Source organism: Paracoccus methylarcula (genome assembly GCF_003007735.2).
GTDB lineage: Bacteria > Pseudomonadota > Alphaproteobacteria > Rhodobacterales > Rhodobacteraceae > Paracoccus > Paracoccus methylarcula.
Genome location: NZ_PXNQ02000003.1, coordinates 252,106 through 274,122 on the forward strand (window position 1 = coordinate 252,106; position 22,017 = coordinate 274,122).

The following is a 22,017-nucleotide window of genomic DNA, read 5'->3' on the forward strand; positions in this document are numbered from 1 at the left end:
TGTTACGCAAACCCCACAGTGAAATGCCCCATCGTCAGTCCATCTCCCATGTCATCGACATCGATCCGTCAAGTTCACGACAGGCTCCACAGGCACGGAAACTCTCGATGCGATCAAGGATGGACATCTGTCTACGGGCTTTTGCGCGCTTGCCGGTATCGGGGAAGTCCCGGCGGAAACCGTAGCTGACGATTTGGCCTCGACCCCGACGATCTCTCCGCGCCGGTTCTCCAACCCGATATCGACCTTATCCCAGCCCTTGTCGCGAGAATGCGGGAACGAATATCTCTGATCGCTTCGGGATGCGATGTCACCGAAGCCCGAAGACCTTCCTGTCAGTCACAGCTTTCGCCGATATGGCGATTTTCTGGCTGTGAACCGGAACAGGTCTCAAACTTGGCGGCAAATGTCGATATGGCTTTCCCCTTGGCCATGACGCGCAGGTCTTGCGAGCCACCAGCGACCAGGGTCTCGACATCCTCGCTACGGGCAATCAGGAAATCCGCCGGTGCGCCCTGCCGGATCCCATGGTTATCCAGCCCCATCAGCCTGGCGGGGATATCGGTAATCATGGAATAGGCGAGTGGCAACTCGTCGCCCTTGAGATGTCCCGCCAGCAAGGTCCAGCGTGCGATTTCAAGCATGTCGCCGGAACCCGTGGGAACGAAGGGATCCTGGATATTGTCCGAGGCGGTCGCGATCGGAACCCCCGCACGGGCCAGTTCGGCGACGCGGGTCAGGCCGCGCGGCGGCATGATGTCCTGATCGCGCCCCTGCAGATAGAGATTCGCCGCAGGCAGTGTCACCACCCCCAGATCCAGTTCGAGGATTTCTGCCATGATCGCTTCGAACCTGTCACGCGGCAAAGCGCTGAGAACCGAGGCATGGCTCAATACCGTGCGTCCCTGCAAGCCGAACCTCCGCACGCGCTCGAAAACATTCGCGAACAGGGGCCGCGTGGGATCGAGATGCTCGTCCAGATGCAAATCGACCGGAAGATCGTGACGGGCGGCGGCTTCGAACAGGATATCGAGATATTGGTCGGGGTCCTCGGCGACGGCAGGCGTGCCGCCCACGGCATCCGCATGTTCAACGGCCCGGTCTATATTCGTGCGGAGCCAGTCGAGATCCTGCCCCGGATGCGGGGTCATGAAGGCGACAAGCTGTATCCGGACCCGGCCGGCCCAACCCTTTCGCAGTTCCGTCAGGGCCTCCATCCCGCTGAAACCGGCATCCTTGTCTACATTGACATGACTGCGGATCGCGGTGGTTCCGTGCAACAGGCATTGAGCGACGGTTTTCGAGGCGCGATTATGCACATCCTCGGGCGTGGCAGTTCGGGCATATTTCGCAAATGCCTCGCGTGCACCCTGCAACGTGCCGGACGGATTGGGCGCGAACCTGAGCACACCGGTCTTGTCGAGATGCTGATGCGCATCGATGAATCCCGGAGAGATGATGCATCCGGCCGCGTCGATCACTTCGACGCCCGCATCGGGTGCGATCTTCGGGGCGATATTGCTGATATGGCCGTCACTGCCAATCAGGATATCGGCGTTTTGCAACATGCCGCGACCGGTTGAAATCTTACCGCCTTTGACCAGACGGGGGGCGGATTGCATCTTTGTCATCAAGAACCTCTTCGGTCGGATTGTTCGAGCTGCGTCGCGGCGGGACTACAGCCCGCCACGGCGCAGCCCCTTTTGTCAGGCAGCGGCAAGGCAGCCGGTCAGTTGCGCCTGCAACGCCTCGCGGTTCAGGTTGCGCCCGATAAAGACCATTCGATTGCATCGCGGCTCATCCGCCCATGGATGGTTGGGCCGGAACTCGATCTGGTCATGCACGCCATGCAGCACATAGCAGTAATCGTCATCCTTGATCGAGAAGATCCCCTTCATGCGGAACAGGTCCCGGTTATCCTGTTTCCTGATGTCCTGCACCCACCGCAGGATGGCCTGCACATCCATGTGACCGGACAATTCGATCCCGACCGAAGTGACCGAGGCGTCATGGCTGTGATCCGCTTTCTTCTCCCACGGAGCCGGATGACGATGATGGTGATCGTGAGAATCCAGATCGATTTCCGCCGCCATCTTGCGATTGCGATCAAAGGCGGCGAGGCCGAGAATACGCTTCAGGTCGATCTGCGCATAGCTGGACTGCACGATTTCGGCGGTTTCGTTCAGCCTTGCGATCCGTCCGGTCACATTCCCGACCTCGTCTTCGGTGACAAGATCGATCTTGTTCAGCACGATCCGGTCGGCACACACGATCTGATCCACGGCCTGATTGTCCAGCGCGTCGATATCCGCATCGTCCAGATGCTGCATGATATGCTTGGAATCCACCAGCGTGATGACCCCGTCCAGATTGGTTTCCTCACGGATCGGATCGTCGAGGAAAAAGGTCTGAGCCACAGGATAGGGATCGGCCAGGCCGCTGGTTTCGATGATGATATGATCCAGCCGGTCGGGACGTTCCAGAAGCTGCCGGATAACCCGCAACAGATCCTCACGCGCTTCCGCGACGCAGCAGACGCAACCATTGGTCATCTCGAAGATCTCTTCGGTGCTGCCGACAACCAGACCGCCATCGATGCCGATCTCTCCGAACTCATTCTCGATCACGGCAATCTTCATGCCGTGATTTTCCTTGAGGATATAATTCAGCAAGGTCGTCTTGCCCGATCCCAGGAACCCCGTCAGCACCGTGACCGGAATCTTGTCCTTGACCGAATTCTGCATGATTACTCTCCCTTCGATGAAATTACGGTGTCTTGACCCAGCGGCGGACTTTCCCCGAGTTCAGGTCGAACAGGTCCAGCACACGGCCAAGACTGTGATCGACCATCTCCGCGATGCTGGATGGTTTGGCGTAAAAGGCGGGCACGGGCGGCGCGATGATGGCGCCCATTTGGGTGACCGTCAGCATATTGCTCAGATGGCTTTGCGTCAGCGGCGTCTCGCGGGCCATCAGCACCAGCTTGCGCCGCTCTTTCAAGGTGACCTCGGCCGCGCGGCTGATAAGGCCGGATGTCACACCCTGTGCGATCTCGGCCAGCGTTTTCATCGAGCAAGGGGCGACGATCATTCCCATGGTCCTGAATGAACCGCTGGAGATGCTCGCCGCGACATCGTCGGCGCGGTAAAGGTAATCCGAACGCGCCTCGATATCCGACAGCTTGTGATCGGTTTCGTGCTGCATGGTCAGCAATGCCGCCCGGCTCACGACGACATGGGTTTCGACATGCAGTTCACGAAGTATCTCCAGCAGCCGCAGCCCATAGACAAAGCCCGAGGCCCCGCTGATGCCCACCGCCATGCGGGGCGGGTGGTCAGGCCGGGGAATGGCGGCGTTCATTTGCGGCTCCCGGTCAGATCACGAAGGATTGCCTGCGCCAGCTTTTGTGCCTGAAGGCTGATCGTCGCGCGGGTGCCGTGGAAATCCGGGCCCCTCGTGGCGTCCAGAGCCAGCCGGGAGGTCGTGCCGTCGGCGCTTGACGACGGGTCCAGCGGGCTTCCCGGCAATCCGTCGATCATGAATAGATCACGATGCGGCTGGAAATGCGTGGCCATCGCCCAGAGAACCTGGCTGTCCTGGGAGACATCGACATCCTCATCCACCGCGATCACGGTTTTCAGATAGGGATCCCAGCCCAGAAGCCCCAGCATCACCTGACGCGCCTCGCCGGGGCGGCTTTGCCTGAGTGCAACATAGCAATGGAAATGCGTGCCCGAGGTCGGATAATGCAGTTGCGTCACCGCCGGAAAGCGGGCTTTCAGCTTTTCGAACATCTCGGCCTCGCGCGGCAGGCGGGCAAGGTTCAGATGTTCGGCGGTCGCGCCCCCTACCACATCAAGCAACCATGGCTCGCGCTTGCGCATGATCGTCGAGACATGGAACAGCGTGTTGGTCGAACGGTCCGAGGAATAACCCGAAAATTCGCCGAACGGTCCCTCGGCCACATGCGCCTCGGGATCCAGATGTCCCTCCAGAACGAATTCGGCGGCTGCGGGAACCCCGATACCATGGCGCGGGGTGCGGACCAGTTCCAGCGGCGCCTGCATCAGCGCACCTGCAACAGCGCGCTCGTCCACGCCGTAAGCCACACGCGCAGATGCCGCCAGCATGAACAGAGGATGTGCCCCCACCACCATGGCAACCGGAAGAGGCCGGCCGGCTTCGCGTGCGTTCTGATACATGCGCCACAAATGACCGCGCGAATGCAGGCTTGTCGCCAGCGCATTCCGGGCATGGCGCATCGAACGGTGATAGCTCAGATTGGAAATGCCGGTCTCGGGATCGGTGGCGACGATGATCGCATTGGTGACATAGGGGCCGCGGTCGCTGTCGAAATGCCGGATCATCGGCAGGTCTTCCAGATCGACTTCGTCACCTTCGTCGATCACCTGACAGACCGGACCGTCATCGACATATACCGGTTCTATCGGCGCATTTGCGCGGCGTTGATATTCGGCATGCAGGTTCCCGGGATCGGTGCCGAGAATACGGGCGATGCGGTCGCGCGACGCGAAGATATTGGTCACAAGCGGCCATGCGCTGCCCGGCACCTGATCGCAGAACAGCATTGGCGCGCGGTTCTGTGCTGCCAGCGCCTCGACCAGTGCTGTGACCTCCTGTCCGTCATCCAGCTGGGCCGGGACATGCAGGATGTCATCGGGAAAGCTGTCGCGGTAATTCCGGGCGAAGGTCTGGAAGTCCTGGTGATCGGTGGTCATGGCGTAGCTATCCCCGATGGGCGAGAAAAAGAAGGTGCGGGGTTGAGGAGCCCCGCACCCCGGCCTCAGACGTAAGTCGCCTTGAGGCGCTTTTCGGCTTCAGCCAGATCGCGCGGAGGCTTGGTTGGCTCGATGCCGATAAGGCGGGCAATGTTGTTGCGAGGTAATCTTCGAGAATATCCTCGCTCAGATTCATCCCCTGCGGTTCGGGCGAGCAAAGAACCTCAAGCTCACGCAGCCACATACCGGGGTTGTTGGGGGGTGAATCCGTCCCGAAGACGATCTTGTGGGGCGGAAGCTGCTTGGCGAATTCCACGATCCGCGACTGGAAGCACCAGCCGGATTCGCAATAGACATTGGGCGTATCCATCCCCATCCAGAAAGCTCGAAGGAATAGTTGCCGCCGGTCTGGATGCCGAAATGGCCGATGATGAAGTTGACCATCGGGAATTCGCGGATGATCGGATAGAATTGCGTCGGGATGGAATATGGGCCGTCGCCGGTATGGATCAGCACGACGACGCCCAGCTCGGCGCATTTCTTCATGGCGGGGCGCAGCCATTCCAGGCAGCGGTCGGGCCGGTAGCCATGCATGTTGGAATGCAGCTTCAGCATCTTGAAGCCGTATTCCTTGACGTGGAATTCCAACTCTGCGGCACCGTTTTCCGGGCCCCAACGCGGATTGAAATTGAAATTGCCGATGAAACGGTCGGGATATTTCTGGCAGAGCTCGGCCACATAGGACATGTAGTCGCGGATCCCCTCACGACCGCGCCGGTTCCCGTCCCGGTAACCGGTATTGCCGGGCGGGGGCTGGATGAAGCCCATATCGATCCGCCGCGGCTTGCCGTTGATCATGTAAGGGCCGTCCATCAGTTTCAGCATCCGCTCGCCAGTAAAAGGCTCGCCCGTATGCCGCCATGCTTCGTCCACCAAGTTGGTGGGATGCAGGTGGGTGTCGATGATCATATGTATTCTCCGCGGTTCTAGACGAATGTCGCCAGGTAGTGCTTGTTCTCGATGCCATGGCGCTCCAGTTCCGCGACTGCATCCTCATATGTGGCGGGGTGGGGTGTCGGCTCGATACCGAGCATCCGCGCGAGGTTGTTGCCGAGGTAATCCTCCAGCGTTTCTTCGTCGAGATTCATGCCCTGTGGCGGCTCGTGGCACAGCACCTCCAGCAGATTGAGCCACATGCCCGGCTCGTTCGGGGGCGTGTCGGAGCCGTAAAGGATCTTGTGGGTGGGCAGGTCCTTGGCGAATTCCACGATCCGCGACTGCAGGCACCAGCTGCTTTCGCAATAGACATTGTCCAGTTCCATCGCCCATTGGAACGGCTCGAATGTATAGACGCCGCCGGTCTGCACACCGAAATGCGCCATGATGAAATTGACCTGCGGATATTCCTTGATGAGCGGAATCCATTCGCTCGGGATGCTGTAGGGGCCATCGCCTGTATGCACCTTCACCAGCACGCCCAGTTCCGCGCATTTGTCCAGCGCGGGACGCAGCCAGTCCTTGGCACGGTCCGGGCGATAGGCATGCATATTGGCCTGAAACTGCACCATGCAGAAACCATGTTCCGTGACATAGCGCTCGATCGCCTCGACGCCGTTCTGCACACCACAGCGGGGATTATAGACAAAGCAGCCGATGAAACGGTCAGGGTATTTCTGAACCATCTTCAGCGTATAGGCCATGTAATGCTCGATGGATTCACGCCCGCTCAACTCGCCATCCGTCCAGGTATAGATCGTGTTGCCTTGCGGGGGCTGGATAAACGCCTTGTCGATCCGGCGCGGCTTGCCGTTGATCGTATAGGGGCCGTCCATCATCTGGATCAGGCGCTCGCCACTAAACGGATCACCGTCATGCTGCCATGCGAGATCGACCACATCGGTCGGATAGCAGCTGGTATCTATAATCATGCTTGGTCTCCTTCTGCTCGGCCCGGTCAGAACCGAATGTCAAGAAAACCTCTGTGCCCTCCCCTCCGCAGATCGGGCGACCGGCCTGCGAGCAAAATGTTTCGACATCAGTGATTTTCCTCAGGGTGACTCTGGCACGGTCAGAACAAGACGTATAATATTCGTTTCATCGGCTGGTGAGAGGTTTTCCATATGGACATGAACGATCTGCGGCAGTTCAACCTGCGCACGCTGCGCTATTTCCTCGTTCTGGCGGAAGAGCTGCATTTCGGCAGGGCAGCAGCCCGGCTGAACATGTCGCAACCGCCGCTAAGCCAGCAAATCCGGCAGTTGGAGGGTGATCTCGGCGTCCAGCTTTTTGCGCGCAGCCATCACAGTGTTGAACTGACCCCTGCGGGCCAAGCCTTTCGGGAGCATGTTCCGCTGATCTTCGAACAACTCGGCAAGGCGGTTTCCGTCGCCCGCATGACCGCGCGGGGATTGGTCGGAGGGCTGGAGATCGGCGTCATCAGTTCTTCCCTTGTGGGGGTGGTGCCAGCCGCACTGGAGGCATTTCGCAATCGCTATCCGAATGTCGAATGGCAGTTGCACGAACTGACACCGCCACTGCAAATCCAGGGTTTGCTGGAAAAGAGGATAGATGTCTGCCTGTTCCGCATGCCTCCTGCGCAAGAAGGGCTGCACCGCGAGATCATCATGCAGGAAGACCTGATGGTCGCCCTGCCGAAATCTCATCCTTTCGCCGATATGCCCACGATCTCGTTGGCGCAATTGAAGGACCAGCCCTTCGTCATGTTCGGCCTGCAGCAATCACGCTTTGCCGATTTCCTGTATGAATGCTGCGTTCAGGCCGGGTTCATCCCTCAGATCCGGCAGCAGGTGGTCGAGGTGCAATCGCTTCTCAGCCTAGTCGGCGCGAATATGGGCGTGGCACTGCTGCCCGCCAGCATGCAAAAGCTTGCCTTGCCGAATGTTGTATTCAAGACGGTGGATCCCGCGCCACCTCAGATACCGCTCTATGCGATTTACCGCGAGGGGGATCCCTCGCCGACGCTCCGGCAGTTCTTGCAGATTATCCGCGAGATGACGCCAGAGACCGGAAGCGGAGATTAACCGTCAGATCGCGGCAAGCACATTCCCGATTTCCGTTAGCAGCCTGTCCGCATCCGCGTCGGAAAACACCAGAGGGGGCCGGATTTTCAGGATATTGGCATGATGCCCCGTGGCCGAGATCAGCACCCGGCGGCGGCGCAAGCCACCCACCACAGCCAGCGCGGTTTCGGGATCGGGCGCCTTGCTATCGCGATCCTTGACGAATTCGACCCCGATATAAAGGCCAGCGCCACGCACATCGCCGATACGTTCGTCACGGGCGGCAAACCGTTGCAGTTCCTGCCGGATCATCGCTCCGATCCGCGCGGCGTTCATTTGCAATCGCTCACGATGGAGCACTTCGAAAACCGCTCGTGCCGCCGCGATCGCCACGGTATTCCCGCCGAACGTGTTGAAATAGCGCATCTCGTTGCCGAAGCGCTCGACCACCTTCCGGCTCACCGCGACCGCCGCGACAGGAAAGCCGTTGCCCATCGGTTTGCCCATGGTGACGATGTCGGGTATCTGCCCATGGCGCTGATAACCCCATAACTTGTCGCCGGAACGCCCGAACCCGGCCTGCACCTCGTCCGCGATCACGACGCCGCCGGCGGCATGGACAACTTCGGCGATGGGTTGCAGGATATCCGTCGGATGCGCGTAGATACCATCCGATGAGAACAGGGAATCCGCAATAAAGGCCGCAATGCCTTCCCCCCGCTGCTCTAGCTGCTCTATCTCCTGCGCGACCTGCCGGGCAAGAACCCGGCCGAGCGTGGCCGGATCCAACCGATAGGAATCCGGTGCGGCAATACGGCATACGTAATCCCCGGCAGGGGCATTCCGGCCGAGCGACGGAGACAGGCTCGCGGTCAGGAATGAATTTCCGGTATAGGCTTCCGAGGTGACGATCACCCCTCTGTGGCCGGTGTGGTGCATGGCGATGCGCAGCGCCAGATCATTGGCCTCGGAGCCGGTGCAGGTGAACATGATATGCTCTATCGGAGCGCCGAAGCTGGGCAGGATCTGCCCGGCGAAATCCAGTATCTCATCTTGCAGATAGCGCGTATGCGTGCAGAGCGTCTGCATCTGTGCATGAACCGCCGCGACCACATCCGGATGGCAATGGCCGACCGAGGCGACATTGTTATAGGCGTCCAGATACTCTTCGCCGTTCCGGCCCCACAGCCTGGTTCCCTGCCCCCTGACGATCTCGACCGGATCGGCATACATCAGGCGATATGCCGGGCCCAGTAGCTTCTGGCGCCGCTGGATCATGTCCCGTGCGGCAGGGTCCAGATCGGCCATGCCGTTAGGGTCAAAACCATTCGCCATGCCGATATTGAGACCGGCCGAGTTCCTCGCAGCCATCGCAACGCCTCCTGTTGTTCGGGTTCACCTGACCCGATCTGCCATGATTTGCGGCATTTTCCCGGAGTTTGCCATACGAAGCGGCGCAACCCTGTACAGACGGGCTTGCGCGACGGCTCCGCGCGTGAACCGGTGCGCGGTCTCATGGCACCATATCGGCGAATACACCGCTGATCCTGTCGAAAGGTTGCCGCAGGAAATATTCGAGTTGTCGCCAGCCCTGATGGCTGTTTCGCAGGATATAGGCGGCGTTATCGGGAAATTGTCCGGCGCGCCATGTGGTAATCAAAGCGCGCGCGATCACCCTCGCCATGACCAGATGGGGCAAGATTTCCATCTCGGTTCGGGTCAGGCATGTTCTTCGCAGATAACCGGCAAGAAGATCGCGGCAATCATCGAAAATCCTGTCATCATCATGTCCGGTCAGTTGATTGAGCAGCGCCGTCGAGACATCGATCACGGCATAGCTGCGCACCACGTCGCCAAAATCGATCACGCCGCTGATGAACTCCGAAGAGGCCGGATCGGCGACAAGATTCGAGCGACTGAAGTCGTTATGGATGACCTGCCGGCGGCATTGTTCCAATGTGGGCTTGATCCGCCTGAACCGATCGAACCCCGCTTCCAGTAAAGCGCGACGGTCAGGCGACCGAATGTCGCCCAGAAGGTATTGAAGCCGCAGCAAATGCTGCACATCCCATGCGATTTTCCGCCCATCCTGAGGATGCGAAAAATCCGCCATCGCGTGTTGTAGCCGGGCAAGCACCGCCCCGATCTTCTCACGTTCCCCGGCAGTGGCCGCTATGCGGTCCAGCGGTGTCCCCTCGATATAGCTCAGCGCGCGCACAAGCCGTTTCTGACCGTGGCTGTCTCGGTAGAGGAATATATCCTTGTTATCCCGGTTACGGATCACGCGAGGGACCAGTAAGTCCGGATCGCGCCGGGAAACATGGTCCAGCGCCGAGATTTGCAGCGAAATTTCAGCCTGGTTTTCATCCGGGTTCGAGAATTTGGCGATAAAACGCGCACCCTTTGGATCCGCCACCAGAAAAGTGTCATCCTTCTCGGTATCTAAACGCGACAGCAGATCGGACATCCCGTAATTCTGCCCGAGCACCGCGAGGGCTTCACTGAACGGGACCGATTTGAACGGCGTGGCAAGGCCACCAGCCGCGAGAATATCAGGATGAAGCATGGCGCCGTTTCCGTCAGATTGTTTAACGAATGTGATTGCCCCACGCGGAATAGGGAGCTTCCGCGTGGGGCTTACCTTGCCGACCGCGAAGGGAAATAGGGTCGGATCAAGGATTCCGTATCCGGTCAGTGTCCCGCTAGATCGCCTGACAGGCCAGCATTACGGGATGGAACTCCGTTGAACAGCAGATTGAGCAACAGGGCCGAAAAAGTCCCGACAAGGATGCCGCTATGGAAAATTCGCTCGATAACATGGGGCAATCGGTCGAAGATATCGGGTGAAACCAGTGGGATCATCGACAGCGCGAGGCTGACGGCCACGATGTGGATATTCCGCCTGTTCCTGACAAAATCGACCCGGGCGAGAATCTTGACTCCGGTTGCCGAAACCATGCCGAACATGACGATAGCCGCACCGCCGATCACGTAGCTGGGGATCGAAGCGCTGATGAAGGCGACCTTCGGCAGGCATCCCAGCAGGATCAGGATCGCCCCGCCTGTTGCCACGGCGAAACGGCTGAGAACCCCGGTGATCTGTAGCAGCCCGACATTCTGCGCATAGGTCGTATAGGTGAAGGTGTTGAAGATACCGCCGATGATATTCCCCAGCCCGTCGGTCCGCAGGCCACGCGCCAGACGATCTTCGGAGATTTCTTGCCCCCCCATATCGCCAACCGCCAGAAACTGCCCGGTCGCCTCGATCATCATCACGATCATCACGGCGCAAAGGGCGACGGTGCCCCAGAAGTTGAAGATCGGTAGCCCAAAGGCGAATGGTGTCACGATATTGAGCCAGCCTGTGTCACCCAACCCGCTGAAATCCACCCGCCCGGCAGCGATCGAGATCGCGAAACCAAAGCCGATACCGAAGAGAACGCCGAGATTGGCGAGGAAACCTTTCAGGAATCGCGTTGTCAGCAGGATGGTCAGCAGAACTATCGCCGCAACCGCGAGGCCGAAAGGCTCGCCATAAGCCGGATTGGGCACCACGCCCTCTGCCGTCTTGATCGTCGGGTTGCCGCCCGCGGTCCAGTTCACCCCGACCCGCATCAGCGATACGCCAATGACCAGCATGACGCTGCCGGTCACCACCGCAGGGAAAAATCGGACCCATTTGCTGAAGAAGGGCGCCGCGATCAGCGTGAATATCCCCGAGGCGATTACCGCCCCGAAAACACCCCTTATGCCCAGATCGGGATCGCTTCCGGTGGCGATGATCGCCGGAACCGCGGTGAAGCTGATACCCATCATGATCGGCAGCCGTGCTCCGATCTTCCAAATGCCAAGACACTGGATCATGGTCACGATACCGCAGCAGAACAAGTCCGCGCTGACGAGCATCGCGACTTCCTCCTTGCTCAGACCGATCGAGTTCCCGACCAGTAGCGGCACCGCAACTGCTCCGGCATACATCACCAGAACATGCTGCAGCCCCAAGGCCGCCAGCTTCGGCGCGGGCAGTCTTTCCTCGATGGGATCGTCACGCCTTTTGTCCGTCGCGCCGGCCATCTCGTTTACGAAATTACTCCCGGAAATCTCGCTCATGGATTACCTCCTCCCCATTGTTGTCATTCTGTTCAGGGTATCGCGCCAACCTCTGCGACCAGATGGGCTCCTCCTCCCCTGTCGCTGATTGATCGCCCGCCGATTCCTCCTGTCTCCCGTATGCTGTGCGGTTACACATTCATTTATCAATCGGCATAGTTGACTTTATTTATTGAGCAACTCTATAAATCATCTTCGCCTCACCAGAGCTATTCGAAGATGGAACCGACCCTAAAACAGTTGCGGGCCTTCGTTGCCGTCGCCGAAAGCGGCCAGTTCACCAGGGCGGCGGAACGACTTGGGCTTTCGCAATCGGCGACCAGCACATTGATAAACCAGCTTGAAGGCAATCTCGGGCTGCGTCTGTTCGATCGCCATACACGTCTGTTGCGGATGACTCAGGCCGGGGAAGAGGCGCTCTCCATCGCCCGGCAGGCGGTGGGCGATATCGACCGTCTGATCGAGAACGCGCAGGAGCTGAACATTCTCAGCCGCGGTCGCGTGGGAATCGCTTCGGGCACACTTCAGGCCGCGCTGCTGTTGCCACGCCTGATCCGGAGTTTTGGTGAAAATCATTCCGGCATCGATATTTCTCTCCACGATGTGTCCGAGCGCGTGATGATCGACATGGTAAAGAACGGAAGCGTGGACCTTGGCCTCGGCACCGTCCCCGACGGGGATAGCGAAGTCGTCGGGACCCGCCTGGCGGCCGATGCCTTCCTGGTCGTGATGCGTCCGGAACATCCGCTTGCCAAGGCGGGGGCGTTGCGGTGGAAGGACCTTGCGGAAGAAACCCTGATCGGTCCGCAACGCGGCAATCCGATCCGCGAACGCCTTCAGGCCGAGCTCGCGCGCGTGGGGATCGAATTGAAGCTGCATCGCTCGTTTCAGGATGTTTCCCTGCCGCTGACCATTATCGGCATGGTCGATGCCGGGCTGGGCGTGGCGATCATGACCTCGACCGTAATCCCGCTGGCGCGATCCATGGGGCTGGTCACCGTGACACCGTCGGATCCGCTGATTGCGCGCGACATCTCGTTGATCCATCGCAGTGACCGTTCGCTGTCTCCGGCGGCACGAAAATTTCGAGACTTCGTGTTGCGGGCGATGAAGTGAACCGCCCGCGCACCGATCCAAGTCAGGCGGGCAACCTCCCGCCGACCTGACCGATGCGCTGCGGGATCGGTGTTTCACGGCTGCTCCCGCCGTGCTTTCAGACCTTTAAGCACATCTTCCGGTGTGATCGGATAATGATGGAACCGAACCCCGATGGCGTCATGGACCGCGTTGCAGATGGCCGGTCCGATGGCGATGATCGGGTCTTCTCCCACGCCTTTCGCACCCCATGGACCACCCGGATCGGGTGCCGCTTCGAGGATGATCGTCTCGATATCCGGCATGTCCATCGAAAGCGGCATCTTGTAATCGACCAGCCCGGCATTGAGCGAGCGCCCGTTGGTGCGGTCGATCACGTAATCCTCGGTCAGGGTGTGGCCGATACCTTGCTGGATTCCGCCTTCGATCTGACCTTGTGCGGCAATCGGGTGAATTACCTTGCCGACATCATGCACAGGCATGACCTTGCGGCATTCTATGATGCCGGTTTCGGTATCCACCGCGACCTCGACGAAATGCGCCGCGAAGGAATAGGATTTCGTCGGCGTGTAACTGCCCGAGGCGATCAGATGCTCGGACGGGACGCCCCGCGTCGGCCCCATGGCTTCGACAAGGGTGATGCTTTGACCGGGATTGCCGCGGACCGTGATGATCCCGTCGACAAGGCCGAGATTTTCGGCGCTTTCCTGAAGCAACTCGGCCGCACGGGCCAAAACGCGCTCACGCAGTTCGGCCGCGGCAATCTTTGCGGCCGAGCCAACCAGATAGGTCGTGTGGCTTGCGAAGGCACCGATGTCCCATGGCACGACATCGGTATCGCCATGCACGACGGAAACCGACTCGAACGTGACACCCAGTTCCTCGGCCACGATCTGCGCCAGCGCGGTATGCGCGCCAGTGCCTAGGCCCGCCGCGCCGGTTAACAGCGTCACGCTGCCATCCTCGTTCATCTTGACGGTGGCATTGCCCTGTTCCTTGATCCCCGGATAGGCGCTAGAACCATGCATCTCGCAACCGATCCCCCAGCCCTTGCGAATGGCCGGATTGCGCGGGTCGCTGCGGTTGGGATTGTTGCGCTTGCCTGCCCAGTCGAAGGCATCGGCGCCATGGCTGATACAGGCCTCCAGCCCACATCCAACGATAGGATGCCCGGAGGGGGCGATATCGCCTTCGCGCACGGCATTTTTCAACCGCATCTCGACCGGGTCTATCCCCAGCCTTTCCGCCGCCTCGTCCATCTGGATATCGAGCGCATAATAGGTCTGCACCACGCCATAGCCACGATAGGCCCCGGAAATGGGAGTGTTGGTATAGACAGCCCGCCCGTCCAACCGGACATTCTCGCATCGGTAAAGCGAAGTCGCGGAGGCGGTGCCGACATTCGTCACCCCCGGGCTGTGCGATCCGTAGGCTCCGGATTCAAAGATGATCTTCATATCCCTTGCGACCAATGTGCCATCCTTGCGGAAACCTTGCTTCAGCCACATCCGGAAGGGATGACGCGAACGGCCTGCAATGAAGGTTTCGCGCCGGGTGAACTCCATCTTCACCGGCCGGCGGCATTGTTTCGCCAGTAATGCACACAGGAATTCATGCTGGAACAGATCCTGCTTGGCGCCGAAACCCCCGCCCATGTGATCGACCAGCACCCGCACCTTGTTCAGCGGCAGGCCAAGCACCTCGGCCAATGCACCGCGAACCATGAAAGAGGTCTGGGTCGAGGTCCAAAAGGTCAGCTTGTTGCTGCCGTCCCAGTCAGCGACGCAAACATTCGGTTCCATATAGGTCGGAACCGGACGTCCGCCCTCGAATTCCCCTTCAAGGATCAGATCGGCTTCGGCAAAGCCACGCTCGACATCGCCGCGCTCGATCCGAACGGGAGGGATCACCAGATTACCCCCCGGACCCACATCATGGAGTTGAGGAGCATCGGGGGCCTGAGCCGTATCGATGTCGTAAACGCCGGGAAGCGGCTCATGCTCGACATCGATCAGGTCAAGCGCCTCGTCGGCCACCTCCTCGCTGATCGCGGCGACCGCAGCGACACCTTCGCCCCAGAACCGCACCCTGTCATCGAGGATATATTGATCCTTGGTGCAGGAAGCAGAGCGCGGATGCGGCGAGCCGTAATGCAGCACGCGCGGCACGTCCCGATGGGTCAATACGGCCTTGACGCCGGGATAGGCCAACGCGCGCGACACATCGATACGGGTGATTTTCGCATGAGCGATCTCGGCCCGCTTGATCTTGCCGTATAACATGCCGGGCATATGGTAATCGCCGGTATATTTGCCTTCGCCGGTGACTTTTTCGATGACATCGGCCCGCTTGACACTTTTGCCGACGATACGGAAATCCTGTTTGGTCATTGGCGTCAGGCCTCCGCTTTGCTGAAATCGGGCGCTTTTGTCCCGTCGCCGGTGCTGGCTGCCGCCATGCGCTTCCCGGCTGTCCGTATCGCGTCGAAGATCTTGGTGTAGCCGGTGCATCGGCAGATATTTCCCGACAGGCCAAAGCGGATTTCCTCGTCCGTGGGATGGGGATTCCGATCCAGAAGACATTTCGCCATGATCAGGATGCCGGGTGTGCAGAAACCGCATTGCGAAGCGCCGTGCTCCATCATGGCTTCTTGCAACGGGTGCAGATCGTCCGGGCTCGATTGCAGCCCCTCGACGGTCGTGATCTCGGCCCCTTGGGCCTCGACCGCCAGAACAAGGCAGGCATTCACGGGCTTGCCATCCATGATGACCGTACAGGCCCCGCAATCCCCGACATCGCAGCCCTTCTTGGTGCCGGTCAGCCCTCCCTCTTCGCGCAAGACGTCAAGCAGCGAACGGTAGCTGGCGACCGCGAGACTGCGTTCCTCGCCATTCACCGTCATTTCCAGAACTCTTTTCGTCATGCCGGTTCCTCCCTGGCAAGTTCGATGGCACGGCGGGTAAGCACGCCCACCATGCTGCGCCTGTATTCGGCAGAGCTACGGACATTGCTGATCGGTGTGCATTCCTGCATCGCCTGTTCCGCGACCCGTTCGACGGTGTTTTGGTCGAAGCTGGAACCGATCAGGATTTCCTCTGCCTTGTGCGCCCGCAAAACCACCGGCCCTACCGCGCCCAGAGCGATACGGGCCCCGGTGCAGATATTGTCCTTTGCATCAAGGCTGACTGCGACGCCGACCGTGGCGAGTTCCATCGCCTTGCGGCGCCCATGCTTGATATAGGAGCGGCCGCTGCCTTGCTGCGGGGGCGGGATGATGATGGCGATGGCGATTTCGCCCTGTTCCAGCACGGTGCGACCGGGCCCGGCAAAGAATTCGGCCAGGGGAATTGTCCGCCCGCCTTCGGGGCGGAAGGTTTCGATTGACGCGCCATCCGCGATCAGCGGCGGGATTGTGTCAGCCGAAGGCGAGGCACGGCAGATATTGCCGATCACCGTCGCCCGGTTGCGCACCTGGATCGAAGCCAGTTCGGCAAGAGCACGGCGCAAATTGGGATAATACCGGATGACGGATGGCTCGGCCTCCAATTCGCCCGCCGTCACCAGCGCACCAAAGCGCAGCCCCGATGTCTCGGAATATTCGATCGCGGATAGATCGGATATGCGCTTGATGTTAATGAGATGTTTCACCTCCCGCAGGCGTTCCCGTATCTCCACGAAAAGATCGGTTCCGCCTGCGAGTATGAAGGCCCCCTCCCCCAGGGTTCCTAGAAGCTCGGAAGCCTCATCGAGAGACTTTGGCTCGTGATACTCGAATCTACGCAATTCGCCCTCCTCTGGCATTGGTCTCAAGCAATGTTTGGACTGCCTGGCCGCTTTCCGATCGGGGCTTCGCCGGGTCTTGTAATTCGGCTCTGATTGCTAGTTCTGGTCCTCCGCGATTTCTTGAAGAAACTCTCGTTCGAGCGCGCGCAGCAATTCGGTATTCATGGCCTCTGCCTGATGGCCGTCACCCTGCAATAGCGCGGCAAGGGTCTTGGTATGGGCTGGCACGCCGGAGAAACCGGACTTGCGGTTTGGCGCATGCGCACCCAGAAGCGGCTGGCAGGCGATCAGTTCCCGCACGAAGCGGGTTATCATCGTATTGCCCGCAAGCTCGGTAAAGGTCATGTGGAACATGCGCGAGAATTGCCGGGCCTCGTTGATCTGCCCCTCGTCATAGCAGGCGGCTTCTTGCCGAAGAATATCCTGTAGCCTGGCAGCGCCTTCCTCATCCAGACGTCCAGCCAGGGCCTGCAAGGCCGCGCCTTCATTGACGATTCGGGCCCGCATGATCTGGCGCGTGGTTTCGGGTGAGCTTTGCATCATCCTGGCCCCGCGATTGGGGGTCAGAATCACCAGCCCGGCCTCGGCCAGCCGCACCAGCGCGTTGCGCACCGCCTGACGGCTGGCATCGGCACCCTCGGAAAGTTCGCGCTCGGTCAGCCGGTCGCCGGGACTGAGCCGATGCGCCTGTATCGCCTCATTGACCAATGCCATGACGCGGTTTTCGGCCGCTTCACCGCTTCTGTGGCGCTTTTTTGTCCCTGAGGATTCGCCAGGCGGCCGGTTTGTGGTTGCTGAATTCATGATCATCCGAATTGTTGACAATCGAGAGAATGCGGCGCTATTCAAATATTGTCAACAATTCAATTTCGGGATCTTGGCGACGCTCTTCATGGCCCCGGCAGTCGAGCTGATCTGTGGAAACAGCAAGCGGAGGGGCACTATGAAACAGGAACTAACCACGTCTGGACAGGTCTGCCAGGCACATCCAGCGCTCGTCGATCCGTGGGAGGCGGCGCTTTCAGCCGGACCCGGAACAGTGATGGCGGTGCTGACGCAGACCATTGGCCCCGCATACAGAAACCCGGGAACGGTCATGTCCATCGCCCCCGATGGCAGTATTGCGGGCGCGTTGACCTCGGGCTGTATCGAGGCCGATCTGATCCTGCATGCCGAACAGGTTCGCGCCAAGGGGATCCCGCGCCGATTGCGCTACGGGCAAGGATCGCCATTCATGGATTTGCGCTTGCCCTGCGGCGGGGCAATCGAGGTGATGCTGTTCCTGATTCGCGATTTCGAGATCTTGGCAGATCTGTCTCGACACCGGGCCGCGCGCCGCCGGGTGTCGGTGCATCTGTCGAAGGCCGGGCGGCTGAGACTGGATAATTCCGGGGAGAACGAGGATTTCACGATCGACTTTCCGGCCCCCACCAGATTCGTAATCTTTGGCGCTGGCCCCGAGGCTATTCTATTCGCCGACCTGGTGCGCTCGCTCGGCTATGAGCATGTTCTTTTATCGCATGAGGATCACAGCCTCGACGCAGCCGCGAAAATGGGCTGCAAGACCTGCAGGCTGGACGCGCTTTCCGATTTCAGGGAACTGGTGGCCGATGATCGCTGCGCTGCGCTGCTTTTTTACCATGACCATGATTACGAACCCGAGATACTTTCTCGCCTCGTGAATGGTCCGGCATACTATATTGGCGCCCAGGGCAGTCGGACCACGCAGGCCAACCGGCTTGCCAGATTGTCGGAAATGGGGGTGCCGCCCGAGAAACTGGCTCGGATTCGGGGACCAATCGGCCTCATCCCTTCATCCCGCGATCCGAAAATGCTGGCGATTTCCGTGTTGGCCGAGGTGATGCAAGCCGCAAGAGAACTGCCATAAGCAGGAAAAAACCACAATAATTTCGATTTTATTATTAATAAATTTGAATAATGAATTTGTAAAAAGAAATATTCCATCCCTATCCTTGCCATGACCGGAACGACGGAAGAGGGGAGCATATGAAGGGCCACGGGTGGAAACCAGCCTTCATCCATGCAGCGGGATCGTCCGAACACCCGGTCAGAAGATCAGGCGCAGCCGAAATCATCAGAACCGCTGCGCTTCCTTGAGCACCACCACCGCAACGAGTGATGCGGTGCAAAAAACTAACGCATTGGGAGGAGTGTAAGGATGAAACCATGTGTATTTCGGCTTGGGGCGGGCCTGGGTGCCGCGCCTTTCCTGCTGGCCGGCATGATGCTTGGAAATGCCGCGTCGGCGGAAGGATTGAAGATGGGACTGCTGGTTCCCGGAAGCGTATCGGAGGAAGGTTGGAACCGGATCGGTTATAATGCGCTGAAGGGGGTGGAGGAACAGCTTGGGGCCGAGGTCAGCTATGTTGAACTGCAACAGAACCCGGCCTCTTTTTCCAAGGCATTCTACGATTATGCCAGCCAAGGCTACCACGTCATCCTTGGTCACGGGTTCGAGTTTCAGGATGCCGCGCTGGAGGTCGCGGAAGAATATCCCGACACCTATTTCCTGATTTCTTCCAGCGACATTCACGAGGGTAAAGTGATCGGGTTGAATACCGATACCAGCCAGCCCTTTTTCCTGATGGGGGTCGTGGCCGCAAAGATGGGCAAGAAGGCCGGGCTTGTCGGTGGCATGGAGATCCCACCCATTCAGCAGGCATTTGCCGGGTTCAAGGCCGGGGCTCACAGCGTCGATCCCGACTTTCCGATCAGCGAATCCTATATCGGCAACTTCACCGACACGACAGCCGCCAAGGAATCGGCACTCAGCATGATCGCCCAGGGCGCGGATTTCGTGGTCCCAAATGCTTCGGGCGCGACGGTTGGTGGCTATCAGGCCATCGCCGAATCCGGTGGCGATGTGAGAACCTTCAGTATCTTCAGCGACTTCACGGAAGTCGCGCCGAACAACATCCTGGGCCTTTACGTGGCCGACTATGCGCAAGGCGTCGTCGAGGTCGTCCGCGACATCCAAGAGGGCAACTCGCCAGAATCGAACGTGATCTTCGGCCTCAAGGACGAGAAAGTGATGCAGTTCACCTTCCGCGATGATGGTCCGGTTTCCGTGCCGGAGGACATCCGCGCCGAGATCGAGGAAATTTCTGCCGGAATCGCAGCCGGAAACATCCAGACATATTCTGACTGACGGGATCGCCGCCGCTGGCCCGCAGGGCCGCGGCGGAACAGGAAAGGTTTTCACGACTATGACACAGGTCGAACAGGGCGGGCGCGGCGATGCCGCGAGCCGGCCGTATTTTCGTATGGGACGAATCCTGACCGGCACGGCCACGGCCATCGCCCTTCCCGCCGCCGCAGTCGCCATCGCGCTCTTGTGCGGTGCCGTATTGCTGACCCTGAACGGGTTCAATGGCACCGATGTTATCAATGTCATGCTGCTGGGCGTGTTCCAGGACATGCGCTCGGTGTCCGAGATCCTGCTCAAGGCAACCCCCCTGATACTGATCGGCACCGGGCTTTGCGTCGCCTTCCGTTGCAAGATGTGGAATATCGGCGCAGAAGGACAGCTTTACGCCGGAGCCGTCGCCGCGACACTTGTCGGTGTCAGCTTCGAGGGCCTTTCACCATGGCTCTATGTGCCCGCCGTAATGATCGCAGGAGCCCTTGGCGGGGCTTTCTGGGGCGGCATCGCCGGTTATCTGAAGGTCAGGTTCCACGCCAGCGAGATCGTCACCACGATCATGCTGAACTACATCGCGCTCATCACGACCAGTTACCTGGTCACCGGACCGATGAAGGATGCAGGCGCGGCCTATCCGCAATCGGCGCGTTTGCTTCGGGAATCCTGGCTGCCCGCTCTGTTCACCGGGATGCGGGTGCATATCGGGATTGTCATCGCGCTCGTCCTGGCCCTGGCGCTTTACGTTTTCCTGTATCGCTCGAGCGCCGGCTACGCCATGCGGGTGGTCGGGATAAATCCGCATGCGGCGCGATATGCGGGCATCAAGCCCGGCCGCAACATGATCTCTGCAATGTGTATCAGCGGGGGCATGGCGGGGCTTGCAGGGGCTATCGAGATCGCGGGCATCACCCATCGACTCTATCAGACCATCTCTCCCGGTTACGGTTTCGAAGCGATCGCGGTCGCCCTACTGGCCGGAAACAACCCGCTTGGAGCAATCGCCTCCGGCGGACTATTTGCCGTGCTTCGGTCAGGGGCCGAACTCATGCAGATCAATTCCCAGGTGCCACAGGTTCTCGTGCTGGTGATCCAGGGAATCGTCATTCTCTCGGTCGTCGCCTTCGCCGCCTTCCGGTGGCGCCCCGGTCGCAAGTCGTAAGGAGCATAATATGCAAGATCTGCTTACTCTCGGTTTCCTGGCGGCGCTGCTGGGTGCTGCCTGGCGCCTCGCAACTCCGCTGATCTTCGCCGCCATCGGAGAGGTTTTCTCCGAACGGGCCGGTATCCTGAATATCGGGCTGGAAGGCACGATGCTGATGGGAGCCTTTTGCGGCTTTGCGGCGACATTCGCCACAGGCCATATCGGCCTTGGCCTCATGGCGGGGATTGCGGCTGGAATGATCTTCGGCCTGATCTTCGCCTTTTTCACGATCACGGTGAAAGCCAACCAGATCGTGGTTGGCGCGGCGATCAACCTGCTGGGGTTGGGGTTGACGTCATTCCTGTTCAGGACCTACTACGTCTCGACAGGGCGAGGCGTCGAAATTGCCGCGCCGGTGCGCATCCCGTGGCTGAGCGACCTCCCCTTCTTCGGGCAGGCAGTGTTTCGGCAGAACCCGATCGTCTACAGCACGGTTATCGTTACCATATTGGCGACGATCCTGCTATACCGCAGCTCCTTTGGACTGACCCTGCGCGCGGTTGGAGATCACCCCAAGGCGGTGGATGTGGCCGGGCGCAGCGTGGCCGCCTATCGCTACGGGGCGGTGCTGTTGGGAACCGGTCTGGCGGGGCTTGGCGGGGCGTTCCTGACCCTTGGCCATTCCAACCAGTTCGTCGAGGGGATCACTTCCGGTCGCGGTTTCATCGCATTGGCCGTGGTGATCTTTGCCCGCTGGTCCCCCGTCGGAGCATTTTTCGTCTCCCTGCTTTTCGGGCTGTTCTACGCCCTGCAATTACAGCTTCAGGCCCAACCGATGGGGAATGTCCCCTATCAGGTTTTCCAGGCGCTGCCCTACCTGATGACCATCATCGCCGTTGTCGTTGTCGGGGGCAAAACTGTAGCACCGCGCAGCCTTGGCGTGCCTTATAACGAAAGGTGAGATTC

The 22,017-nt window shown here is 59.7% G+C and carries 18 protein-coding genes and 1 pseudogene; 6 read left to right on the forward strand and 13 right to left on the reverse strand.

The window, feature by feature from the left end; translation table 11 throughout:
- Nucleotides 1-335: 335 nt before the first annotated feature.
- The 6 genes and pseudogenes from A7A09_RS06655 to A7A09_RS06680 form a co-directional block, all read right to left on the reverse strand.
- Entirely contained in the window at nucleotides 336-1,631 is a 1,296-nt protein-coding gene (locus A7A09_RS06655; RefSeq protein WP_211341058.1) for an amidohydrolase family protein, read from the reverse strand.
- A gap of 75 nt (nucleotides 1,632-1,706) precedes the next feature.
- Nucleotides 1,707-2,744 (reverse strand): CobW family GTP-binding protein, encoded by a 1,038-nt coding sequence (locus A7A09_RS06660; protein ID WP_106690625.1) that lies wholly within the window; start codon nucleotides 2,742-2,744, stop codon nucleotides 1,707-1,709.
- 22 nt (nucleotides 2,745-2,766) lie between these two features.
- The gene (locus A7A09_RS06665) at nucleotides 2,767-3,360 is read right to left on the reverse strand and encodes a UbiX family flavin prenyltransferase (RefSeq protein ID WP_106690626.1); all 594 of its coding nucleotides are present in this window, start codon (nucleotides 3,358-3,360) and stop codon (nucleotides 2,767-2,769) included.
- Nucleotides 3,357-4,739: a UbiD family decarboxylase gene (locus A7A09_RS06670; protein ID WP_106690627.1), complete on the reverse strand. Its 1,383-nt coding sequence runs from the start codon at nucleotides 4,737-4,739 to the stop codon at nucleotides 3,357-3,359. The genes A7A09_RS06665 and A7A09_RS06670 overlap by 4 nt, the downstream gene beginning before the upstream one ends.
- A gap of 7 nt (nucleotides 4,740-4,746) precedes the next feature.
- Nucleotides 4,747-5,708 (reverse strand): annotated as a pseudogene (locus A7A09_RS22055) (amidohydrolase family protein).
- 17 nt (nucleotides 5,709-5,725) lie between these two features.
- Complete coding sequence (locus A7A09_RS06680; RefSeq protein WP_106690628.1) at nucleotides 5,726-6,667, reverse strand: amidohydrolase family protein; 942 nt, start codon at nucleotides 6,665-6,667, stop codon at nucleotides 5,726-5,728.
- A 192-nt stretch (nucleotides 6,668-6,859) separates the two neighbouring features.
- On the opposite strand from A7A09_RS06680, the gene A7A09_RS06685 reads away from it, so the two are divergent.
- Nucleotides 6,860-7,780: a LysR substrate-binding domain-containing protein gene (locus A7A09_RS06685; protein WP_106690629.1), complete on the forward strand. Its 921-nt coding sequence runs from the start codon at nucleotides 6,860-6,862 to the stop codon at nucleotides 7,778-7,780.
- 3 nt (nucleotides 7,781-7,783) lie between these two features.
- On the opposite strand, the gene A7A09_RS06690 is transcribed toward A7A09_RS06685, so the two are convergent.
- From A7A09_RS06690 to A7A09_RS06700, 3 genes are all read right to left on the reverse strand, one after another.
- On the reverse strand, nucleotides 7,784-9,130 hold the full coding sequence (locus A7A09_RS06690) for an aspartate aminotransferase family protein (protein ID WP_245999190.1): 1,347 nt from the start codon (nucleotides 9,128-9,130) through the stop codon (nucleotides 7,784-7,786).
- Between the two features lie 142 nt (nucleotides 9,131-9,272).
- Complete coding sequence (locus A7A09_RS06695; protein WP_106690631.1) at nucleotides 9,273-10,325, reverse strand: phosphotransferase; 1,053 nt, start codon at nucleotides 10,323-10,325, stop codon at nucleotides 9,273-9,275.
- A gap of 125 nt (nucleotides 10,326-10,450) precedes the next feature.
- The gene (locus A7A09_RS06700) at nucleotides 10,451-11,869 is read right to left on the reverse strand and encodes a nucleobase:cation symporter-2 family protein (RefSeq protein WP_245999191.1); all 1,419 of its coding nucleotides are present in this window, start codon (nucleotides 11,867-11,869) and stop codon (nucleotides 10,451-10,453) included.
- A 219-nt stretch (nucleotides 11,870-12,088) separates the two neighbouring features.
- Between A7A09_RS06700 and A7A09_RS06705 the strand changes: the two genes are divergently transcribed.
- A complete protein-coding gene (locus A7A09_RS06705) occupies nucleotides 12,089-12,985 on the forward strand; it encodes a LysR family transcriptional regulator (protein WP_106690633.1) in 897 nt (298 codons plus the stop codon).
- 74 nt (nucleotides 12,986-13,059) lie between these two features.
- Here A7A09_RS06705 and A7A09_RS06710 read toward each other — a convergent pair whose 3' ends face one another.
- From A7A09_RS06710 to A7A09_RS06725, 4 genes are all read right to left on the reverse strand, one after another.
- On the reverse strand, nucleotides 13,060-15,354 hold the full coding sequence (locus A7A09_RS06710; protein WP_106690634.1) for a xanthine dehydrogenase family protein molybdopterin-binding subunit: 2,295 nt from the start codon (nucleotides 15,352-15,354) through the stop codon (nucleotides 13,060-13,062).
- A 5-nt stretch (nucleotides 15,355-15,359) separates the two neighbouring features.
- Entirely contained in the window at nucleotides 15,360-15,887 is a 528-nt protein-coding gene (locus tag A7A09_RS06715) for a (2Fe-2S)-binding protein (protein WP_106690635.1), read from the reverse strand.
- Nucleotides 15,884-16,765 carry an FAD binding domain-containing protein gene (locus tag A7A09_RS06720; RefSeq protein WP_211341059.1) on the reverse strand — a complete coding sequence of 294 codons (882 nt, stop codon included), beginning with the start codon at nucleotides 16,763-16,765 and terminating at the stop codon, nucleotides 15,884-15,886. The genes A7A09_RS06715 and A7A09_RS06720 overlap by 4 nt, the downstream gene beginning before the upstream one ends.
- A gap of 78 nt (nucleotides 16,766-16,843) precedes the next feature.
- Entirely contained in the window at nucleotides 16,844-17,461 is a 618-nt protein-coding gene (locus tag A7A09_RS06725) for a GntR family transcriptional regulator (RefSeq protein ID WP_170167033.1), read from the reverse strand.
- Here A7A09_RS06725 and A7A09_RS06730 point away from each other — a divergent pair.
- From A7A09_RS06730 to A7A09_RS06745, 4 genes are all read left to right on the forward strand, one after another.
- Nucleotides 17,448-18,635 (forward strand): XdhC family protein, encoded by a 1,188-nt coding sequence (locus A7A09_RS06730; RefSeq protein WP_245999192.1) that lies wholly within the window; start codon nucleotides 17,448-17,450, stop codon nucleotides 18,633-18,635. The genes A7A09_RS06725 and A7A09_RS06730 overlap by 14 nt on opposite strands.
- 291 nt (nucleotides 18,636-18,926) lie before the next feature.
- A complete protein-coding gene (locus tag A7A09_RS06735; protein ID WP_211341060.1) occupies nucleotides 18,927-19,916 on the forward strand; it encodes a BMP family protein in 990 nt (329 codons plus the stop codon).
- A gap of 58 nt (nucleotides 19,917-19,974) precedes the next feature.
- Nucleotides 19,975-21,069 carry an ABC transporter permease gene (locus tag A7A09_RS06740; RefSeq protein WP_106690637.1) on the forward strand — a complete coding sequence of 365 codons (1,095 nt, stop codon included), beginning with the start codon at nucleotides 19,975-19,977 and terminating at the stop codon, nucleotides 21,067-21,069.
- 10 nt (nucleotides 21,070-21,079) lie between these two features.
- Complete coding sequence (locus A7A09_RS06745; protein ID WP_106690638.1) at nucleotides 21,080-22,012, forward strand: ABC transporter permease; 933 nt, start codon at nucleotides 21,080-21,082, stop codon at nucleotides 22,010-22,012.
- Nucleotides 22,013-22,017 lie beyond the last annotated feature (5 nt).

What these genes read in the sequence shown, in the direction of transcription:
- A7A09_RS06655 (WP_211341058.1), bottom strand. Translation starts at nt 1,631, where the DNA reads ATGACAAAGATGCAATCCGCCCCCCGTCTGGTCAAAGGCGGTAAGATT.
- A7A09_RS06660 (WP_106690625.1), bottom strand. Translation starts at nt 2,744, where the DNA reads ATGCAGAATTCGGTCAAGGACAAGATTCCGGTCACGGTGCTGACGGGG.
- A7A09_RS06665 (WP_106690626.1), bottom strand. Translation starts at nt 3,360, where the DNA reads ATGAACGCCGCCATTCCCCGGCCTGACCACCCGCCCCGCATGGCGGTG.
- A7A09_RS06670 (WP_106690627.1), bottom strand. Translation starts at nt 4,739, where the DNA reads ATGACCACCGATCACCAGGACTTCCAGACCTTCGCCCGGAATTACCGC.
- A7A09_RS06680 (WP_106690628.1), bottom strand. Translation starts at nt 6,667, where the DNA reads ATGATTATAGATACCAGCTGCTATCCGACCGATGTGGTCGATCTCGCA.
- A7A09_RS06685 (WP_106690629.1), top strand. Translation starts at nt 6,860, where the DNA reads ATGGACATGAACGATCTGCGGCAGTTCAACCTGCGCACGCTGCGCTAT.
- A7A09_RS06690 (WP_245999190.1), bottom strand. Translation starts at nt 9,130, where the DNA reads ATGGCTGCGAGGAACTCGGCCGGTCTCAATATCGGCATGGCGAATGGT.
- A7A09_RS06695 (WP_106690631.1), bottom strand. Translation starts at nt 10,325, where the DNA reads ATGCTTCATCCTGATATTCTCGCGGCTGGTGGCCTTGCCACGCCGTTC.
- A7A09_RS06700 (WP_245999191.1), bottom strand. Translation starts at nt 11,869, where the DNA reads ATGAGCGAGATTTCCGGGAGTAATTTCGTAAACGAGATGGCCGGCGCG.
- A7A09_RS06705 (WP_106690633.1), top strand. Translation starts at nt 12,089, where the DNA reads ATGGAACCGACCCTAAAACAGTTGCGGGCCTTCGTTGCCGTCGCCGAA.
- A7A09_RS06710 (WP_106690634.1), bottom strand. Translation starts at nt 15,354, where the DNA reads ATGACCAAACAGGATTTCCGTATCGTCGGCAAAAGTGTCAAGCGGGCC.
- A7A09_RS06715 (WP_106690635.1), bottom strand. Translation starts at nt 15,887, where the DNA reads ATGACGAAAAGAGTTCTGGAAATGACGGTGAATGGCGAGGAACGCAGT.
- A7A09_RS06720 (WP_211341059.1), bottom strand. Translation starts at nt 16,765, where the DNA reads ATGCCAGAGGAGGGCGAATTGCGTAGATTCGAGTATCACGAGCCAAAG.
- A7A09_RS06725 (WP_170167033.1), bottom strand. Translation starts at nt 17,461, where the DNA reads ATGGCATTGGTCAATGAGGCGATACAGGCGCATCGGCTCAGTCCCGGC.
- A7A09_RS06735 (WP_211341060.1), top strand. Translation starts at nt 18,927, where the DNA reads ATGAAACCATGTGTATTTCGGCTTGGGGCGGGCCTGGGTGCCGCGCCT.
- A7A09_RS06740 (WP_106690637.1), top strand. Translation starts at nt 19,975, where the DNA reads ATGACACAGGTCGAACAGGGCGGGCGCGGCGATGCCGCGAGCCGGCCG.
- A7A09_RS06745 (WP_106690638.1), top strand. Translation starts at nt 21,080, where the DNA reads ATGCAAGATCTGCTTACTCTCGGTTTCCTGGCGGCGCTGCTGGGTGCT.